The 16,908-nt window shown below is 43.6% G+C and carries 12 protein-coding genes; 2 read left to right on the forward strand and 10 right to left on the reverse strand.

Translation table 11 applies throughout. The annotated features are described in order from the left end of the window. The 9 genes from DRB05_RS11360 to DRB05_RS11400 all read right to left on the reverse strand — a co-directional run bounded on the left by DRB05_RS11360 (position 1) and on the right by DRB05_RS11400 (position 9,847). Positions 1-1,218 carry a BCCT family transporter gene (locus DRB05_RS11360; RefSeq protein ID WP_128727046.1) on the reverse strand — a complete coding sequence of 406 codons (1,218 nt, stop codon included), beginning with the start codon at positions 1,216-1,218 and terminating at the stop codon, positions 1-3. Positions 1,219-1,369: 151 nt separating this feature from the next. After that, the gene (gene betA / locus DRB05_RS11365) at positions 1,370-3,037 is read right to left on the reverse strand and encodes a choline dehydrogenase (protein ID WP_193554567.1); all 1,668 of its coding nucleotides are present in this window, start codon (positions 3,035-3,037) and stop codon (positions 1,370-1,372) included. Between the two features lie 9 nt (positions 3,038-3,046). After that, on the reverse strand, positions 3,047-4,510 hold the full coding sequence (betB, locus tag DRB05_RS11370; RefSeq protein WP_128727047.1) for a betaine-aldehyde dehydrogenase: 1,464 nt from the start codon (positions 4,508-4,510) through the stop codon (positions 3,047-3,049). 1 nt (position 4,511) lies between these two features. Next, the gene (gene betI, locus DRB05_RS11375) at positions 4,512-5,102 is read right to left on the reverse strand and encodes a transcriptional regulator BetI (RefSeq protein ID WP_128727048.1); all 591 of its coding nucleotides are present in this window, start codon (positions 5,100-5,102) and stop codon (positions 4,512-4,514) included. 298 nt (positions 5,103-5,400) lie between these two features. Further along, positions 5,401-6,252 carry a transporter substrate-binding domain-containing protein gene (locus tag DRB05_RS11380; protein ID WP_128727049.1) on the reverse strand — a complete coding sequence of 284 codons (852 nt, stop codon included), beginning with the start codon at positions 6,250-6,252 and terminating at the stop codon, positions 5,401-5,403. 214 nt (positions 6,253-6,466) lie between these two features. Next, positions 6,467-6,679, reverse strand: coding sequence for a helix-turn-helix transcriptional regulator (locus tag DRB05_RS11385; protein WP_128727050.1), 213 nt, complete (start codon positions 6,677-6,679; stop codon positions 6,467-6,469). After that, positions 6,672-7,172 (reverse strand): hypothetical protein, encoded by a 501-nt coding sequence (locus tag DRB05_RS11390; RefSeq protein ID WP_128727051.1) that lies wholly within the window; start codon positions 7,170-7,172, stop codon positions 6,672-6,674. Before DRB05_RS11390 ends, DRB05_RS11385 begins: the two co-directional genes overlap by 8 nt. A gap of 158 nt (positions 7,173-7,330) precedes the next feature. Further along, positions 7,331-7,459, reverse strand: a complete 129-nt coding sequence (locus DRB05_RS22970; protein ID WP_239966548.1) for a hypothetical protein — start codon at positions 7,457-7,459, stop codon at positions 7,331-7,333. Positions 7,460-7,669: 210 nt separating this feature from the next. Beyond that, positions 7,670-9,847, reverse strand: coding sequence for a malate synthase G (locus tag DRB05_RS11400; RefSeq protein WP_128727052.1), 2,178 nt, complete (start codon positions 9,845-9,847; stop codon positions 7,670-7,672). Between the two features lie 247 nt (positions 9,848-10,094). Here DRB05_RS11400 and DRB05_RS11405 point away from each other — a divergent pair, with 247 nt between their 5' ends. Both DRB05_RS11405 and DRB05_RS11410 read left to right on the forward strand, forming a co-directional pair. Next, positions 10,095-11,699: an isocitrate lyase gene (locus DRB05_RS11405; RefSeq protein WP_128727053.1), complete on the forward strand. Its 1,605-nt coding sequence runs from the start codon at positions 10,095-10,097 to the stop codon at positions 11,697-11,699. Between the two features lie 488 nt (positions 11,700-12,187). Then, complete coding sequence (locus DRB05_RS11410) at positions 12,188-14,236, forward strand: ATP-binding protein (protein ID WP_128727054.1); 2,049 nt, start codon at positions 12,188-12,190, stop codon at positions 14,234-14,236. A 49-nt stretch (positions 14,237-14,285) separates the two neighbouring features. On the opposite strand, the gene DRB05_RS11415 is transcribed toward DRB05_RS11410, so the two are convergent. Beyond that, a complete protein-coding gene (locus tag DRB05_RS11415; protein WP_128727055.1) occupies positions 14,286-16,829 on the reverse strand; it encodes a TonB-dependent receptor in 2,544 nt (847 codons plus the stop codon). Positions 16,830-16,908: the final 79 nt, after the last annotated feature.

Here is a 16,908-nt window from a genome sequence, read left to right on the forward strand (position 1 = left end):
CTAGTTTACTGATTCAATTTTTCTAAAGTCGATAAGGTTGTCTTTTGGCGAGCTATCAATCTTACTCACGGTTTTGTATTTGCTATAAGCAATGTAACCAAAACATGAGAAGAACAAGCCTATGACTAACGCACCAACCCATTGGATCTGTAAAAAGTTTAGTTTAAATAACAGCGTAAGCAGTGATAACGCCACGATATTAAATAAAATATAGTTTCTTTTTCCTAAACGGCTAACTGTGAGGTTAAGGTTATCTGTATATAAACGGATCAAAGAGTCGAGCGAATTGATTACAAACACCACGCCAACAAAGACCATTGCAAAGTTTTTAATACCCGCAGTTGGGATCCCAGCCTCATGATAGTGATAAAGCACACTAAACCATGCTGCGATTGGAATAGATGGGAAAATTAACATCGCCGCTAGCACTTGATAAGTTTTCAAGCCGCCGACAAAACGCGATGTGAATTGCCCTATCATGATACTCCACGCAAACCACCAGAATAGATAGAACTCGTGATAGTCATTAAGTGGCAACACAAACTGATCTATATTGGCAAAGTAACCGCCGATCAGCGCCAAGTTATTGGTATAACTCGACATTGCACTGTCACCAAAGACAAACGCAGACGCCCACATAAAGGCAATTAAACCGATAAATACCCATGTCGTTGTGATACTTAAAAAACGCACGTACTTAAGGCTAGTGCTTGAATAAACCGCAAAGGCGATCGCCGCAAACACAATCAGATAGAAACTAGGAATAATCGACTCACCATCGCCTAAACTAGGTAAATACCAAGGTAGGTTAGACAGTAATAAGAATGCAGTAAACGCACATGTACCGATAATAACTAGGTTATTAATGAATTTTACCCAAGGAATTTCAAAAAATTTCACTTTGGGCTCTATTACGCAGAAATAAAAGCACGTAAGAAAGTAGAAACCCCAGATTAAAAATCCCCAAAAGCCGAACTCTATGGCCAGCGGATTAGTAAATGCATACTCTGGGCTTGCTTTTATGTCTGCGTAACCCGCAAACTCCGTAAGCGGAAACATGATCAGGCCAACGTCTAGGCCAGAAGTAAATAAGATTGCAATAAAAGTGAACGTTTTAACCGGTGTAACACCAACGCACTGTAAATTCCCCCACTTCAATAAAATAAAGGCAATTGCCAATAGGGTGAAAATGATGCCTGCACTAAGCCATACTGTCATTGTCACCCTCCCAAAATTGATAGAAGTAACTCATTTTTTCTCCGTTGTTTTTATTTACATTATTCCCGCATTAATGCAGTGCAAACGATTTGCACTGCATGCCACTGCAGGTCTCATATGGGGCACGAACTTTCCCATACGAGTGGCGAAACTAGATCTCCGAACTACGTTGAACCTGTTGCCAGTTTTGCGTCATAGCAACGTTTGCTCCCTCAGCGGCAAGTGGCGAATTGCCTAAAATCATATCCGCTGCTTTTTCCGCGACCATAATAGTCGGCGCATTGAGGTTGCCGTTTGGAATGGTCGGGAAAATAGATGAATCCACAACGCGTAGCCCCTTTACACCGTGCACACGGGTTTGTGAATCTACAACCGCCATTTCATCCTCACCCATTTTGCATGAACAAGAAGGGTGGTAAGCACTCTCTACCGCTTGACGCACGAAGGCATCAATCTCTTCATCGGTTTGGATATGTTCACCTGGTTGGATCTCGCTCTGCCTAAAGTCATCAAACGCACTCTGCTCAATGATTTCACGAGTCAACCTAACACAAGCTCTAAAGCCTTCAATGTCTTCTTGTTCTGCCAGATAATTAAACTGTATTTTAGGCGCAGCCGTTGGATCTGCTGATTTAATCGTTACTTCACCACGGCTCTTTGGTTTATTGTGGCCAACATGAACTTGGAACCCATGACCGTCAAAGGCACTTTTCCCATCATAGCGAATAGCGGCGGGTAAAAAGTGATACTGAAGATCTGGCCACTCAACGCCCGCTTTCGAACGAATAAAGGCACAAGATTCAAAGTGATTGGTCGCGCCAAGACCTGACTTATCAAGCAACCATCTTGCACCGATCAAACCTTTAGAAATTAACCCTAGCTTGCCGTTTAAGGTGATGGGCTGCTTACACTTGTATTGGAAATAAAACTCCAAGTGATCTTGCAGATTTTTGCCAACTCCAGGTAAATGATGTTTCACTTCTACGCCCGCGGCTGTCAACGCTTCTTTATCACCAATACCAGATAATTGTAATAAGTGCGGTGAACCGATTGAACCTGCACTCAGGATCACTTCCTTCGCTGCATTCGCGTTTTTCAGTTTTCCTTTCACGCTGAACTCAACGCCTGTAGCGGTTTTACCATCTAACAGTACTTTTTGTACCAGTGCTCCCGTTACAATAGTCAGGTTGCTACGGTGCTTAATTGGGTCTAAGTATGCTCGGCTTGATGAACAACGTTTACCGTCTTTGACGGTCATATGCATTGGTCCAAAGCCTTCTTGCTGCTCACCGTTATAGTCTTTGGTAAACGCATAACCGGCCTGCTCACCTGCGCTAATAAATGCACGATAGAGCGGATTTGCCATTTCATTACCATTATTGGTACCAAGCGGACCTTGCTCACCACGGTACTCATCGCCACCTAAATACCAAGATTCAGCGCGCTTGAAGTAAGGCAAACAAGACTGATAATCCCAACCTTGCGCACCATGGTCTTGCCACTCATCAAAGTCTTTTGCATGACCTCGAACGTACACCATGCCATTGATTGACGACGACCCCCCAAGTACCTTGCCGCGAGGGCAATGCATAACGCGATTGTCTAAATACGGCTCAGGCTCAGTATGAAACTGCCAAGCGTATTTATCGGTATTCATTGGAATAGACAGCGCGGTTGGCATCTGAATAAAAATGCTCTTATCGCTACCACCCGTTTCGAGTAACAGTACTTTGTGCGCTGGATTTTCCGATAGGCGATTTGCAAGCACACAGCCTGCAGAACCTGCACCTACAACAATATAATCAAAATCAGTCATCATACTCCTCGATTAAAATGGACTTTCAATATCGCTCATACCAACATACACAGACTTAGTTTGGGTATATTGATCTAGCGTCTCGATGCCATTTTCGCGGCCAATGCCCGACTGCTTATAGCCTCCAACGGGCATTTCAGCGGGTGAGTTGCCATAACTATTGATCCAACAAATACCAGCTTCTAGCTGGTGGATGACACGGTGTGCACGTTGAATATCTTTACTAAATACACCCGCAGCCAGACCTAAGTGGGTGTTGTTTGCACGCTGAATGACTTCTTCCTCGTCATCAAATACCAATACCGACATCACCGGACCAAAGATCTCTTCTTTCACTATGGTCATGTCATCATGACAATCGATAAATACAGTCGGTGCAACAAAGTAGCCGTTTGGTGCCGTTTCAGGACTAAGTGCCTCACCACCGGTAAGTAAGGTTGCGCCTTCAGCTTTGCCTTTTGCAATGTAATCCATCACCAAGGTGTGATGCTGTTTTGAGATTAGGGCGCCAAGATTTACTTTTGGATCGAGCGGATCGCCGGCGATGATATTTTGTTCAGTACGCTGCTTTAGCTCGGCCAAAAAGGCGTCATAAACCTTACGCTGTACAAATACGCGCGTACAGTTAGTACACACTTCACCTTGGGTGTAGAAGTTACCTAACATCGCGGCGCTTATCGCTTGAGAAATATCAGCATCTTCAAAGACGATCAGCGGTGATTTTCCACCTAGCTCCATCGTCACTTCTTTTAAATTGCTTGCCGCACTTTGCATTACTTTTTTGCCAGTACCCACTTCACCGGTGAACGATACTTTTTCAATATCAGGGCTGGTAGTAAGCCATTGGCCCACTTCAGCGGCACCTTGTACCACATTGAATACTCCCGCAGGGACACCGGCTTCAATAAAGATTTCAGCCAGCTTAATTGCACCAAGTGGTGTTTCTTCCGATGGCTTGAAAATGAGAGCATTACCAGCGGCAAGTGCAGGCCCTGATTTCCAACACGCAATTTGCAGAGGATAATTCCACGCGCCAATGCCTGCACAAATACCCAGAGGCTCTTTGCGAGTATAGAAAAAGTCACCTGCCACAGGCTGCTGAGTGCCAACTTGAGCGGGAGCCAACCCTGCAAAGTATTCAATCACATCAGCGCCTGTTTGAATGTCTACACATTCCGCTTCTTGCCAAGGCTTACCTGTATCTAACACTTCAATCTTGGCAAGCTCATCATTACGCTCGCGCAGCAAAGATACCGCTTTATGTAAAACACGACTACGCTCAATTGGCGCCATTGCTGACCATAATGCAAAGCCCGCTTTGGCACTTTCAATCGCAGCTTGCTGAACATGACTATCAGCAACCTCTACCTCGTAGATCACTTCATCCGTTGCTGGATTTTTTACTGCAAACTTTTCGCCTGAGTGGTTTGCCAAGAACTGGCCATGAATAAAATTTTGATATACAGGGACTGTCACATTATCCTCCAAACTGCTTAATAAGTGATTGAATGTAGCGTTTTGCGAGCGTTTCACTATGATGAAACGCATGATGGTCAGCTTTGCTTAGTACAGCTCTTAACCAGAGTCCGTCAATCATACCGGCGGCAAGCTCAGCCGCTTCTTTTGCTTCAGGCCGAGGCATAAAGGCAGCAAATGAAGTCGCTAAGTTACTCTGCAGACGGCGGCTGTTAACACGCTGTAGTCGGTGAAGCTCGTCATCGTGCATAGATTGCGCCCAGAAACTCAACCAGGTACGCGTCGTATTTGACTGCTGCTGCACCATGGCAAAGTTAGCCTCTACGATATACATGAGTCGCTGCTCGGCACTACAACCACCGTAGGTTTTGTCCAACAAACTGTATTTCAAGTTGTTTAATAGATAGCGCACGGTTGCTTCAATCAAGCCTTGTTTACCACCAAAATAGTGACTGATGATCCCTGATGAGAGACCGGCCCTTTTACTGATACTATTAATAGTGGTTGCTTGTAATCCTAACTCGGCAACTGACTCTAAAGTAGCGTCAATTAGCTGCTGACGACGAACAGGTTCCATTCCGACTTTTGGCATAGCTTTTTATTAATTGACCGTTCAATTAAAATAAGCTTAGGGTGATAAAGTTAAGACTTCAAGGTTGACTTTTTGTAAAAAGCCAATTTTTTGACGTTTGTACCTAGGTTAATCCCATGATAGCTAAGGGGTTTTAAAGGATTACAAAAAATCTTAAAAAAATTTAAAAAATCTGATATTTTGCAGGTATTTGCGATAATTTACCGTTTTGATGTGACAATCTGATTAAGCTTATCTTGACTAGAAAACAGTCAAAACCGAATCAAATGAGGGAACTGAGTAAGACAAAACACCCTTGCTATTTAAGATTTGAAAGCGGTAACAACTGGTAACCGGGGAACCGATTTGAGACAGTTGAAACCCCAAAAGAAGCATTTGACTGATAACTCGCCACTAACAATTCAATCTTAGGTTTAAGTTCTACGATCGCTTCATCAATTTTACTTTTTAGCCTCGCACTAAAAACATTTTTACGCAGCAAAAAATGTACTTGGTTATCATGTATCACGTAAGGCCAAGCCTGCGCTGCGTCAAGCCCTCGCTCTTTGATAAAATAATTTCCCGTGATCATATCGTCCACAATAAAGTCAACACGAGCTTTCATTAGCATTTCAACTCGACGCTGCGCACTGGCAATACTCACAAACTGATCTTTATAGCGAGGATCTTGTTTCAGCTCACCAAGCTCTTCGCCATAGTAGGATCCTATGCTTAACCCTATAGTTTTCGATTGCTCTAGTAATGAAGCTAAATTGGGAAGCGCTGTGGGAGGTGATAAAGAAAATAATCGCATACGTTCAAAACGATAGGGCTGAGAGAAATCTCCGTATACTTCTCTATCTTTAGTGTAGCTAACCATTACCGCAACATCTATCACTCCTTTTGACATTTCTTCAAAAGTGCGAGCGCTGGAAGGGAGGCGAATATAAGTAGTACACACGGCAACGTGCTGGAACACCATCTCGGCAATGTCTACGTCTAGGCCCCAAGGTCCAAGCTCATCAAATACAGTTAATGGTGGCCAATCGGCAACAACGCCGATATTCACCGTTTTACTGCATTCGCTTGCACTGGCAGGAGTAGTTACCAAGCTCCACACCAATATAGCCATGCCAATCAAGTTATTCACTGATATGTACTGCTTAACCATGACACCTCGTGAGCAAGTCTGTGACAATCGGCCTTATAGCATGACTACTCAGTTCATTGCATAGGCACTATCTTTAGTAGTAACAATATATTTACCTAAAGCCTAGAACACAATGCCTGATAATTAAACTATTTAAATCAAAAAACGTATCGGTGCTCACAGAAACAAAAAAGCGTGACGTAAACCCCCTTTACATCACGCTTGTTTTGGCACTTTATGGCTGATATTCGAATACCTCTTCAATAGAGATATTAAATACATGCGCTATTTTAAAGGCGACTTCAAGCGAGGGAGAATATTTGGCAGCCTCAATGGCCATAATCGTTTGTCTTGTGACACCCACCCGCTCAGCAAGTTCTTTTTGTGTCATTTCACCGCTCATAAAACGTAGCATTCTGATTTTGTTTTTTATTGGTAAATCAGACATACACAACCCCCAAACGAGCTTTGACGAGCTGGGTTCCATAACCGACCAATTCAGCCAGCAAAAATGCAATCACTAAAATATGAAGTGGTGCAAATGGTAGTTCAAAAGGAAGCGCTTGCGACCAATTTTGTGCTTCGGCTGAATACTGGAAAATAGAGATACACACACCAATCTGAAGCACCCAGTAGGCCGGTTTGCACCCTGATAGCGCAATCAACTTTTCACGCTCATCTAACGGCTTATCCATATCTTTATCGCTAACAAAGCTCAGTAGCAGCTGACCTGCAATAGATGTCACGATAGAAATAACAATCACCTTGAGCAACAATCCTGATACCCAACTAGGATCTTGACGTAACTGCTCTGTAGCCGCTGTTATTTCGCCTAAATAAAAATACAAGATATAACCTGTTACCAAAAACTCTATCGCAATCGTTAAGTCACGGAAACTCAACGAGTCTAAAAACGCTTTAATCTTATTGCTGCTTTCCATGTTACCCTCACTTTACTCAAAGTTAAGTATTCTTTACATTGAAAGCGTAAGCTTTGCTCAACCACAAGTCAAATATTTTTTACTTTAAGTCAAGTTTAAATAACTAGAAACGTTTTCGAAACTCGCTTGGTCTTAAGCCCATACACTTATCAAACGTCTTACGGCAGGCTGTCGTATCCTACCTGGTGCGCAATCCAATCAAATGGCTTACTCGTGCTTTCTAATAAATCACACATTTTCTGCACTCGAAACCATTGCAGATATTGATTTGGGTTGAGCCCGAACACCTCAGTAAAACGGTTCTTTACGTGAATGGGACGATATCAGCCAATTCTGCAATTGAAATATTATGGCCATAGTAGGTGCTAATGTGCTGAAAGATATACATCACGACCTACAAATCCAACGTAGGTCGAGGTTTACCTCGACACAAGCAGAAAAACCAAAAAGGCTGGATTGACCAGCCTTGATTTGAGTGACATCGAAATAAAAAGGAACTAATTTGCCTGCTGCTTATAGGCTTGTCGATAGGCGTGAAGTAGCGGCTCGGTGTAACCATTGGGTTGTACTCGGCCTTCAAATACTAAAGATAACGCCGCTTTATAGGCGAGGTTTTCACTAAGCGGTTTATGGTCATTGAGCATTGGTTGGTAGAGGCTGTCACCTTCGTTTTGACCATCTACTACAGCCGCCATGCGCCTAAAGGTTTTTTCCACTTGCTCTTCGCTACAAATACCATGATATAACCAGTTAGCGATATGCTGGCTTGAGATCCTAAGGGTTGCTCTGTCTTCCATTAATCCAACGTGATTGATATCAGGCACTTTTGAGCAACCTACACCTTGATCTATCCAGCGCACCACGTAGCCCAAAATGCCCTGCGCATTATTGTCTAATTCGGCTTGAATATCCTCCGCAGACAAATCGTTTTCTAACATCAACGGGGGCGTCAGTAAGTTATCGAGCGACGCCTGCTGACGTGTTTTTATCTCAAGTTGGCGGGCAAACACATCCACATAGTGGTAGTGCATTGCATGGAGCGTTGCTGCGGTAGGAGAGGGCACCCATGCAGTATTAGCACCAGACTCCGGATGGCCTTGCTTTTGCTCCATCATCAGCGCCATTTTATCTGGCATTGGCCACATTCCTTTGCCTATTTGTGCCTTTTTCCTAAAACCGGTTTTAAGGCCAATATCCACGTTTTGATCTTCATAGGCCGCTATCCAAGACTGTCCTTTAATTGCCACTTTGGGCAATACAGGGCCCGCCAGCATTGAGGTATGAATTTCATCGCCTGTTCTATCCAAAAAGCCCGTATTAATAAATACTACACGCTGCTTAGCGGCAGCAATACACGCTTTCAAGTTTACCGAAGTACGGCGCTCTTCATCCATAATCCCCATTTTAATGGTATTTTTAGGTAGCGAGAGCATCGCTTCAACTCGGCTAAATAGGGTATCAGTGAAAGCGACCTCTTCAGGCCCGTGCATCTTTGGCTTCACGATATTGATACTTACTGCCGTCGAGTTTTTAAACGGACTATTTCCCTGCAAATCATGCAGCGCAGCCGTGCTTGTCATGATGGCATCTAAGATCCCTTCGAACTGCTCGTTTCCTTCTGCATCCAGTATCGCTGGTGTTGTCATTAGGTGGCCAACATTGCGCACAAACATCATAGAACGACCTTTTAGTGTCATTCGCTGGCCTTGTGTATTTACATAGCTTCGGTCGGCATTTAGCGTCCGAGTCAGTGATTGTCCTGACTTTTCGAAGGTCTCGCTCAAGCTCCCTTTCATCAAGCCTAACCAATTTTGGTATACCAATACTTTGTCTTGTGCATCTACCGCCGCAACTGAGTCTTCACAATCCATGATTGTCGTAAGTGCAGCCTCAAGGACGACATCTTTGATCCCGGCTTTGTCTGCCTGTCCGATCGGATGGTGCGGATCGATTTGGATCTCAATATGCAGATCATGATGACATAGCAATATCGCACTTGGATTTTGTGCCTCCCCCTGATAACCCACTAGCTGATCAGGCTTTTGCAGTGCAACTTGGGTGCTGTCGTTTAGTGTAATCACCAAATTGCCGTCTAGAATCGCGTAGTTCGTACTTTCTATGTGAGAGCCTTCTGCCAGCGGCAGCGCTTTATCGAGAAATTGCCTAGCATAAGCCATGACTTTAAATCCGCGATTCGGATTATAGGCTTGAGTACGCTCAGCACCATCCTCTTCACCAAGAACATCCGTTCCATAGAGCGCGTCATACAAGGAGCCCCAACGCGCATTCGCCGCATTGAGCGCAAATCTTGCGTTACTGACAGGCACCACTAACTGAGGACCGGCTGCGCTCGCAATTTCAGGCTCTACATGCTCGGTTTCGATGGTAAAGTCTTCAGGCTCAGGCTGCAAATAACCGATAGATTCAAGAAATGTCCGATATTCTGCAGCTTGCCAATCAGGATGAGAGAGGTGGTAATCGTCAATTTGCTGTTGCAGGGTATCGCGTTTGTTGAGTAACGCTTGGTTTTGCTTCCCAAGTTCCGAAAAAATATCCGCTACGCCTTGCCAAAATTGATTGACCGCGATCCCCGTACCGGGAAGTAGAGATTGCTCAACAAAGTGCGCCAGTGGAGTCGCAATTTGGAAGCCTGAATGAGTGACATACTTGCTCATGGAGAGTCCTTGATTAACATTTTTTGAACGGGATAGGTCAAACATAAAACAATTTTTGGAAAAACGAACCCCTTTTCTCATTCACAAAAAATATACTCACAATAACAACTATAAATTTAAAAAATCTAATTTATCGGCCTAGTGTTTAATTAAGCCCGCAGCCAACCACTCTCACACCGGTTGGTTTCGTGTAACAAACAACCAGAATTTAATTTGATTTATAGTACCCGTTCAAAGGAAGCTAATTATGTCTCAGTATCAAACTCAGTTAGATCATTTCTCTAGTCTATGCCAAAGCCAAGGAAAAACTTGGCAGTCTATCAGTCCTGAGTATGCCAGCCGTATGCACCTACAAAACCGTTTTAAAACCGGTTTGGACATTGCAAAATACACGGCAAAAGTGATGCGTGAAGACATGGCAGCGTACGACGCAGATAGCAGCCAATACACACAATCGCTTGGTTGTTGGCACGGTTTTACCGCGCAACAAATGATGATGGCCGTAAAACGCCACAATAAAACCACAAAGCGCTCTTATGTATACCTAAGTGGCTGGATGGTTGCAGCGCTACGCTCAGAGTTTGGCCCACTACCTGACCAAAGTATGCATGAAAAAACAGCGGTTCCAGCTTTGATTGAAGAGATCTACACCTTTCTCAAGCAAGCCGATGCACGAGAGCTAGACCATCTCTACAAAGAGCTTGATGCAGCAAAAACCAAAGGCCAAGACACAACCGAGATCCTTAGCAAAATCGATAATTTCGAAACCCATGTAGTGCCTATCATTGCAGATATTGATGCCGGTTTTGGTAATGAAGAGGCGACCTATCTTTTAGCTAAACAAATGATTGAAGCGGGCGCTTGTGCTATTCAAATCGAAAACCAAGTATCGGATGCAAAACAGTGTGGCCACCAAGCAGGTAAAGTAACGGTTCCCCATGAGGACTTTTTAGCTAAAATTAACGCTGTGCGATACGCTTTCCTTGAGCTTGGTGTTGAAGATGGCGTGATCGTTGCTCGTACCGACTCATTGGGTGCTAGCTTGACGCAAAAGGTACCAGTATCAAAAGCAGCTGGTGACCTTGCGAGTCAATACACCAGCTACTTAGACACCACGCCTGTGACCTCAGCCGCTGATTTACAAGAAGGTGAAATGGCAATTAAGCTGGATGGCGAATTACAGAAACCAGTTCGCTTGGATAACGGCCTCTATCAATTCAGAGCAGGCACAGAAAAAGACCGTGTGGTACTAGACTGTGTAACTAGCTTACAGTCAGGCGCAGATCTATTGTGGATTGAAACCGAAAAGCCAAATATCGAGCAAATTGCCGAGCTGGTTAACCGAGTTCGCGAGCAAGTGCCTAACGCTAAGCTTGTGTACAACAACTCACCATCGTTCAACTGGACATTAAAATTCCGTGAACAGGTATACCAACAATGGCAGGAGCAAGGTAAAGACTTATCGGCATACCCAAATCCAAGCGCGGATGCAAAAGTATTGATGGCACCAGAGTTAGACGCAACCGAATTGGCAACAGAAGCCGATCTACTGGTGCAAAACTTCCAGCGTGACTCGGCAAGAGAAGCGGGTATTTTCCACCACCTAATTACACTGCCAACTTATCATACAGCAGCGCTCAGCACCGATATTCTGGCTGAAGGCTATTTTGGTGACGCGGGTATGCTTGCCTATGTACGCGATGTGCAACGACAAGAAATCCGTCGCGAGCAAGCATCAGTTAAACACCAAGACTTGGCAGGCTCTAATATCGGTGACACGCACAAAGAGTATTTCTCTGGTGAGAATGCTCTCAAAGCAGGCGGTGAAGCCAACACCATGAACCAGTTCTAAACACTCTAGCTAAATATCGACTTATATAGTTCCTTAATCAGCAAGGGCCGTCAGGCCCTTTTATCTATTGTGGATCAGATTTTTACTAGCCACTGGTAACTGAGATCACGTATTTACCAACATCAGCTATTCAGATCATGTTTTTACTAACCTAGACCTATTTGAGATCAGAATTTTATTAACTCAACACCTAACGATCCCGATCTTTACAGTAAAGATCTAAGATCCCGACAAAAAAGAGCGCATTTGTGACTTTTTTCACTGTCACAAACCAAAATTTTACTAACTAAACCAGCGACAGGTCACATTTTTACTAACTTACTTAGTAAAATTTTGTTCTGAGTTTATTTTGACTAAAAACCAAAATATGACTAACCTCAGATTTATAAGCACTTCATTCTGCTGTAAACCCCCTTTACACTTTCCATATTTACCCCACTTTTCCATGTAAGACTATAAAACTGATTATAGTACGTTGAAGTTGATACATGACCCCCATTAAGAACTTAATAAAAGCAGTAGCACTGCTTACAGCGATGCATTGCCAGGCTGGGAATACAGTTATCAAGGAAATAGAAGATTTAGAAAAGGCAGGAAAATACACCGAAGCCTTAGTTAAAATTGAAACGGCCAGCGTCAGTGAAGAAGAAGAAACGCGATATCAAGCGATTTATTTGCAGGCCATGATTTATCGAAAGCAGGACTTATACGAGAAATCAATATCTACACTTAGTTATATTGAAAAGCAATTTTTTCTTACCGAAGCACGTAAGTATGATGTATACAGAGAGATAGGTATTAACTATCGTCACTTAAGCCAGCTTGAAAAGGCCGAGTCTTTTTACTTAAAAGCACTCTCTTCAGCCGAAGCAATGAATAAATCAAATTTAGTTGCGCAAACCTATAATAACCTGGGTGTAGTTGCCGACCATAGAAATTTGCTTGCGCAATCTATGCAATACCACTTAAAAGCCTATGAATTGCTAAAAGGAACTGATCAGTACGAAAAGCAAGGGGCTAATTTTTATAATCTTGGTGATATTTCTGTGCGTATGGGAGATAAGGAGAATGCTGAGTATTTCTTCCAACAAGCTCTCGTTGCAGATAAAGCTTCAAAAGAATTACGCAACGTCGCTGGCACAGCCCTTCGCTTGGGGGAGCTAAAGTTTAAAAATGGTAAAACGGACGAAGCATTAGCGCAAACAAAAGAGGCCATTGAATTTCTAAAAGAACTCAATGCTAGGGTTTCACTCGCTAGGGCATATCGTAACTCAGCGCTGATCCATATAGCCAAGGCAGACTTAGACAATGCGTTATCAGATGCACTTGCAGGCATTGAATATGCCACTCAAACCAGCTCAACACTGCAACAATTTTACGCCTACCTGACGGAGTTAGAAGTTAGGCTAAAACGCAAAGAAGTAAACAAAGCAAAAACACTACTCACCAAGCTGGACGCTCTAACCGAAATTGAAACGGCAGAGCTGCTGCTCGAAAAATATCATCGCCTTAAAGCGATAACGCTTGCTGCACATCATGAATACGCTCAAGCTTTCCAATTTATGAAGTCGACTTCAGAACTACAGACTCGACTTCATGAAGCATTACTGGAAAAACAAGTAAGTACCTATAAAGCCAGTATTGACGCGCTTATTCAATCTCAACAACTTGAGCAAGCCCGCTCTGCACAAGCCATAACTGAGGTTAACTTAGAAAATGCCAAGCTATCCACACAAATGTGGGTGATCACTGCAATATCGACCTTCTTAGCTGGGTTATTTCTAGTCGGATTTTTTGTCATCAAACATAGAAATGCGGCGCTAAAAGCAAAAATGTATCAATTGAATATTGAGCATAAAGATAAAATGCTGGCCGATATTTCCCACGAGTTACGCACGCCACTCAGTGTCTTAAAGCTCCATATAGAAGCGATGGAACACAATCTTATTGATGACAACACAATTGCATATGCCAAGATCAACAACAAGATAAATCAGCTAAATGAATTGATCTCGAACGTATATCAATTATCTCAAGCAGATCATAACGCACTTGTGATCCACCCTCAGCAGCATGGCGCGAAAACGGTTATCCAAAGCTATGTTTATGACATTGAAAGGCTAGTAACAAGTAATCAGCTGCAATTTATCGCCGACATTCACGTCGATGATATGAGTATTTACATTGATAAACCGAAGCTGGATAGGGTTATCGATAACCTTGCTAAAAATGCATGTTTATATACAGATAAACCCGGCAAGGTAAGGTTTAAAGCTGTGGTCAATAAGCAAGGACTATTTCTACAAGTAGATGATAGCTCACCAGGCGTATCAGAGGCCGAGCAAAACAAACTGTTTGAACGTCTGTATCGTGTCGAAGCATCGAGAAGCCGTGCAACAGGAGGCTCAGGTCTTGGTTTATCTATTTGTAAGAGCTTGATTGAAGCGATGAATGGAAAAATCACAGTGAAGTCAGGGAAGTATGGCGGTTTGTGTATTCAGATAAACTTACCTCACGCGGTAGATGTATCAGCATAAAGTACAAAAGGCCAAGCAGATGCTTGGCCTTTTGTCTTTCTATGCTTGCTTAGAAACGATAGCTGATATTGCCATACACGAAACGACCATCGGTGTTATATGCCGAAAACGCAGAGTACGGGAAGATCTGATTAAACGTTGTATAACCAATATTACTAACGGTATCTTGTGGATATTGATCAAATAGATTGTTAGCGCCTACTGCAAACTTCCAGTGGTCACCGAGGTTATAAGCCACTTCTAGATCAGTGATCCATTTAGCGTCTAATACTTCATCGCCTTCTACTGCGCTCGAAGAATCTACCGTTTCACCATAGCGTGTGGCACGTAATGTCGTCTGCCAATCACCAAATTGCCAAATTGCAGCTAAGTTCCATTTGTCTTTTGGTGTTCCATCTTCAAATCGTGCAATTTCACGACGAGCAAAGTACTCGTAGCTGTCACCAAGGGCTTCAAGCTCAGCAGGATTTGCTTTTACATGCGTAACTTCAGTGTCATTGATGTTTAGCGCGGCACTTAAACGCAGATCACCGTAGTCGGCAAGATCAAAACTATACGTCGCTACGATGTCCACACCTTCAGTGCGCGAGTCGATAGCATTCGTGAAGTACCTTACACTTTGCGTATTGAGCTCACCCGCTTGCTGCAAAATATTGATGACCTCAGGACCACCCAAGTTCTCAGAAAGTACGATGCGATCGTCGATGTCAATGCGATAAGCATCCACGGTAAATGAGAACGCATCCAATGTAAAAACAAAACCCGCCGTCATATTGACCGACTCTTCCGGCTCAAGCTCTCGAGCACCCAGCGCTTTTGCAGCAGGAGTATCAACAGGGAAGTGACCAACTTCACTCGGTACGCCATTTTCAAATACCGTAGCAATTGATTTATAGGACGTTTGAGCCAATGAAGGCGCTCTAAAACCTGTACTTACTGCACCACGTAGTGAAAAGTTATCCGACACCACATAGCGCGATGCCAGTTTACTGGTGAAAGTGCTGCCAAAATCACTGTAATCTTCAAAGCGACCCGCCAAGACGACGTTCCAGTCCTGTGTTAAGTAGGTATCAAACTCTGCGAATAAAGCGATGTTATGACGAGATTCATCGACAGCACTTGCTGGTGAGAAACCAGCGAGTACTTGCGCACCACCAGCCGCAACGGGATTGCCTTCTGCATCAAGCACGGTGAGGTAAGACGCTTCTTCACCGACTTCAATTTCATAAGTTTCGCGGCGATATTCTGCACCAATAGTGAAAAATACGTCATCCGGTAAGCCTAAATCCAATGCCGTTTTAGCATCAGCATTCACGAGCCACTGTGAATAGACTAAAGCGCCGTTATTAAACTCAGTCGGGCTTGTTACCCCCATCGAAGTATTCAAACTATTTACGACACCCAAAGCGAAGTCATTCACACCATAGTTTGTACTGATATCGTAATCCCACTCACCTTGAGTGCCTTTGACACCAAGCGCAAACGAGTAATCATCTACATCGCTGACGATTTGAGGCAAGAACCCATCTGGGTATACCGCTGTTAGGTTACGACTGTCATTTGCGCGACGATAGAAACCACCGGAGTTACCTTCACGTGTCGAGTAGCTACCAAATGAATAAAGTTCGGTTTCCGCATCTAAGCTGTAACCCGCATTATAAAATAGTGCAAAGTCTTCCACTTCGGCTTTACCAAAACGGTGGTTGTAGCGATCGAATGAAAACTCTCTTGAGTCAAGTTGGTCATTTTCATCACGAGCATATTGCTCTCTTGGATCGAAGCCTGAACGATTAGTCGGTTTTTTATCTCTATATTCAGCAGACAGATTAATAAAGCCATCATTACCTAAAGCAAAACCGATGTTGGCACCAATTGTTGTAGTACCACCATCATTACGCTTACGGTCATCTCCTAATACAAAGTCTAAATCGCCTGCTGCGTTTGCACGAGTTTGTAATAAATCAGGTACACCTGCCATCTGTGTATCATGCTCACCATAGGTCACGCTAATACTACCGCCTTCTTCGGCATCTTTAAGCACGATATTAATAACGCCAGCAATGGCATCTGAGCCGTATTGAGCAGCAGCACCATCACGTAAGACTTCTATACGCTTAATCGCAGCAGCTGGAATGGTATTTAAATCAACCGCCGTTGAACCACGACCAACAGTACCGTTTAAATTCAATAATGCGCCGGCATGACGACGTTTACCATTTACCAGCACTAAGGTGTGATCCGGTGCTAAACCTCTAAGCACTGCCGGACGAGCGTGATCCGTACCATCCGCCAGCGTTGAATTTGGGAAGTTAAAACTAGGTACGAGCGTAGTGAGTACTTGGCTCAGCTCCAGCTGACCTGTACTTTGCATATCTTCTAAAGAGATGACATCTACCGGCACTGTACTCTCAGCAACACTACGAAGACTTCTTCGCGTACCAGTGATTTCGATGACTTCAACACTTTCTTTGGCTTCAGTGTTGTTACTTTCCGCTTGCGCATGAATTGAAATAGTTGAAAGAAGCGCAGCACCGACAGCCAACGAGAGTGGCTTGCGAACAGCGTTTTCCAGCTTGTTATTAATAAATTGCATAGTTTGTCCCGTGAATATGTTGAACGCAGAGTCTGTAAAAGACCGATTATTACTTAATTTAGTCAATATGAAGATAAAT

The sequence above is a fragment of the Pseudoalteromonas sp. A757 genome (genome assembly GCF_004103285.1).
GTDB classification, from domain to species: Bacteria; Pseudomonadota; Gammaproteobacteria; order Enterobacterales; family Alteromonadaceae; genus Pseudoalteromonas; species Pseudoalteromonas galatheae.

What these genes read in the sequence shown, in the direction of transcription:
- DRB05_RS11360 (WP_128727046.1), bottom strand. Translation starts at nt 1,218, where the DNA reads ATGACAGTATGGCTTAGTGCAGGCATCATTTTCACCCTATTGGCAATT.
- betA (WP_193554567.1), bottom strand. Translation starts at nt 3,037, where the DNA reads ATGATGACTGATTTTGATTATATTGTTGTAGGTGCAGGTTCTGCAGGC.
- betI (WP_128727048.1), bottom strand. Translation starts at nt 5,102, where the DNA reads ATGCCAAAAGTCGGAATGGAACCTGTTCGTCGTCAGCAGCTAATTGAC.
- DRB05_RS11380 (WP_128727049.1), bottom strand. Translation starts at nt 6,252, where the DNA reads ATGGTTAAGCAGTACATATCAGTGAATAACTTGATTGGCATGGCTATA.
- DRB05_RS11385 (WP_128727050.1), bottom strand. Translation starts at nt 6,679, where the DNA reads ATGTCTGATTTACCAATAAAAAACAAAATCAGAATGCTACGTTTTATG.
- DRB05_RS11390 (WP_128727051.1), bottom strand. Translation starts at nt 7,172, where the DNA reads ATGGAAAGCAGCAATAAGATTAAAGCGTTTTTAGACTCGTTGAGTTTC.
- DRB05_RS11400 (WP_128727052.1), bottom strand. Translation starts at nt 9,847, where the DNA reads ATGAGCAAGTATGTCACTCATTCAGGCTTCCAAATTGCGACTCCACTG.
- DRB05_RS11405 (WP_128727053.1), top strand. Translation starts at nt 10,095, where the DNA reads ATGTCTCAGTATCAAACTCAGTTAGATCATTTCTCTAGTCTATGCCAA.
- DRB05_RS11410 (WP_128727054.1), top strand. Translation starts at nt 12,188, where the DNA reads ATGACCCCCATTAAGAACTTAATAAAAGCAGTAGCACTGCTTACAGCG.
- DRB05_RS11415 (WP_128727055.1), bottom strand. Translation starts at nt 16,829, where the DNA reads ATGCAATTTATTAATAACAAGCTGGAAAACGCTGTTCGCAAGCCACTC.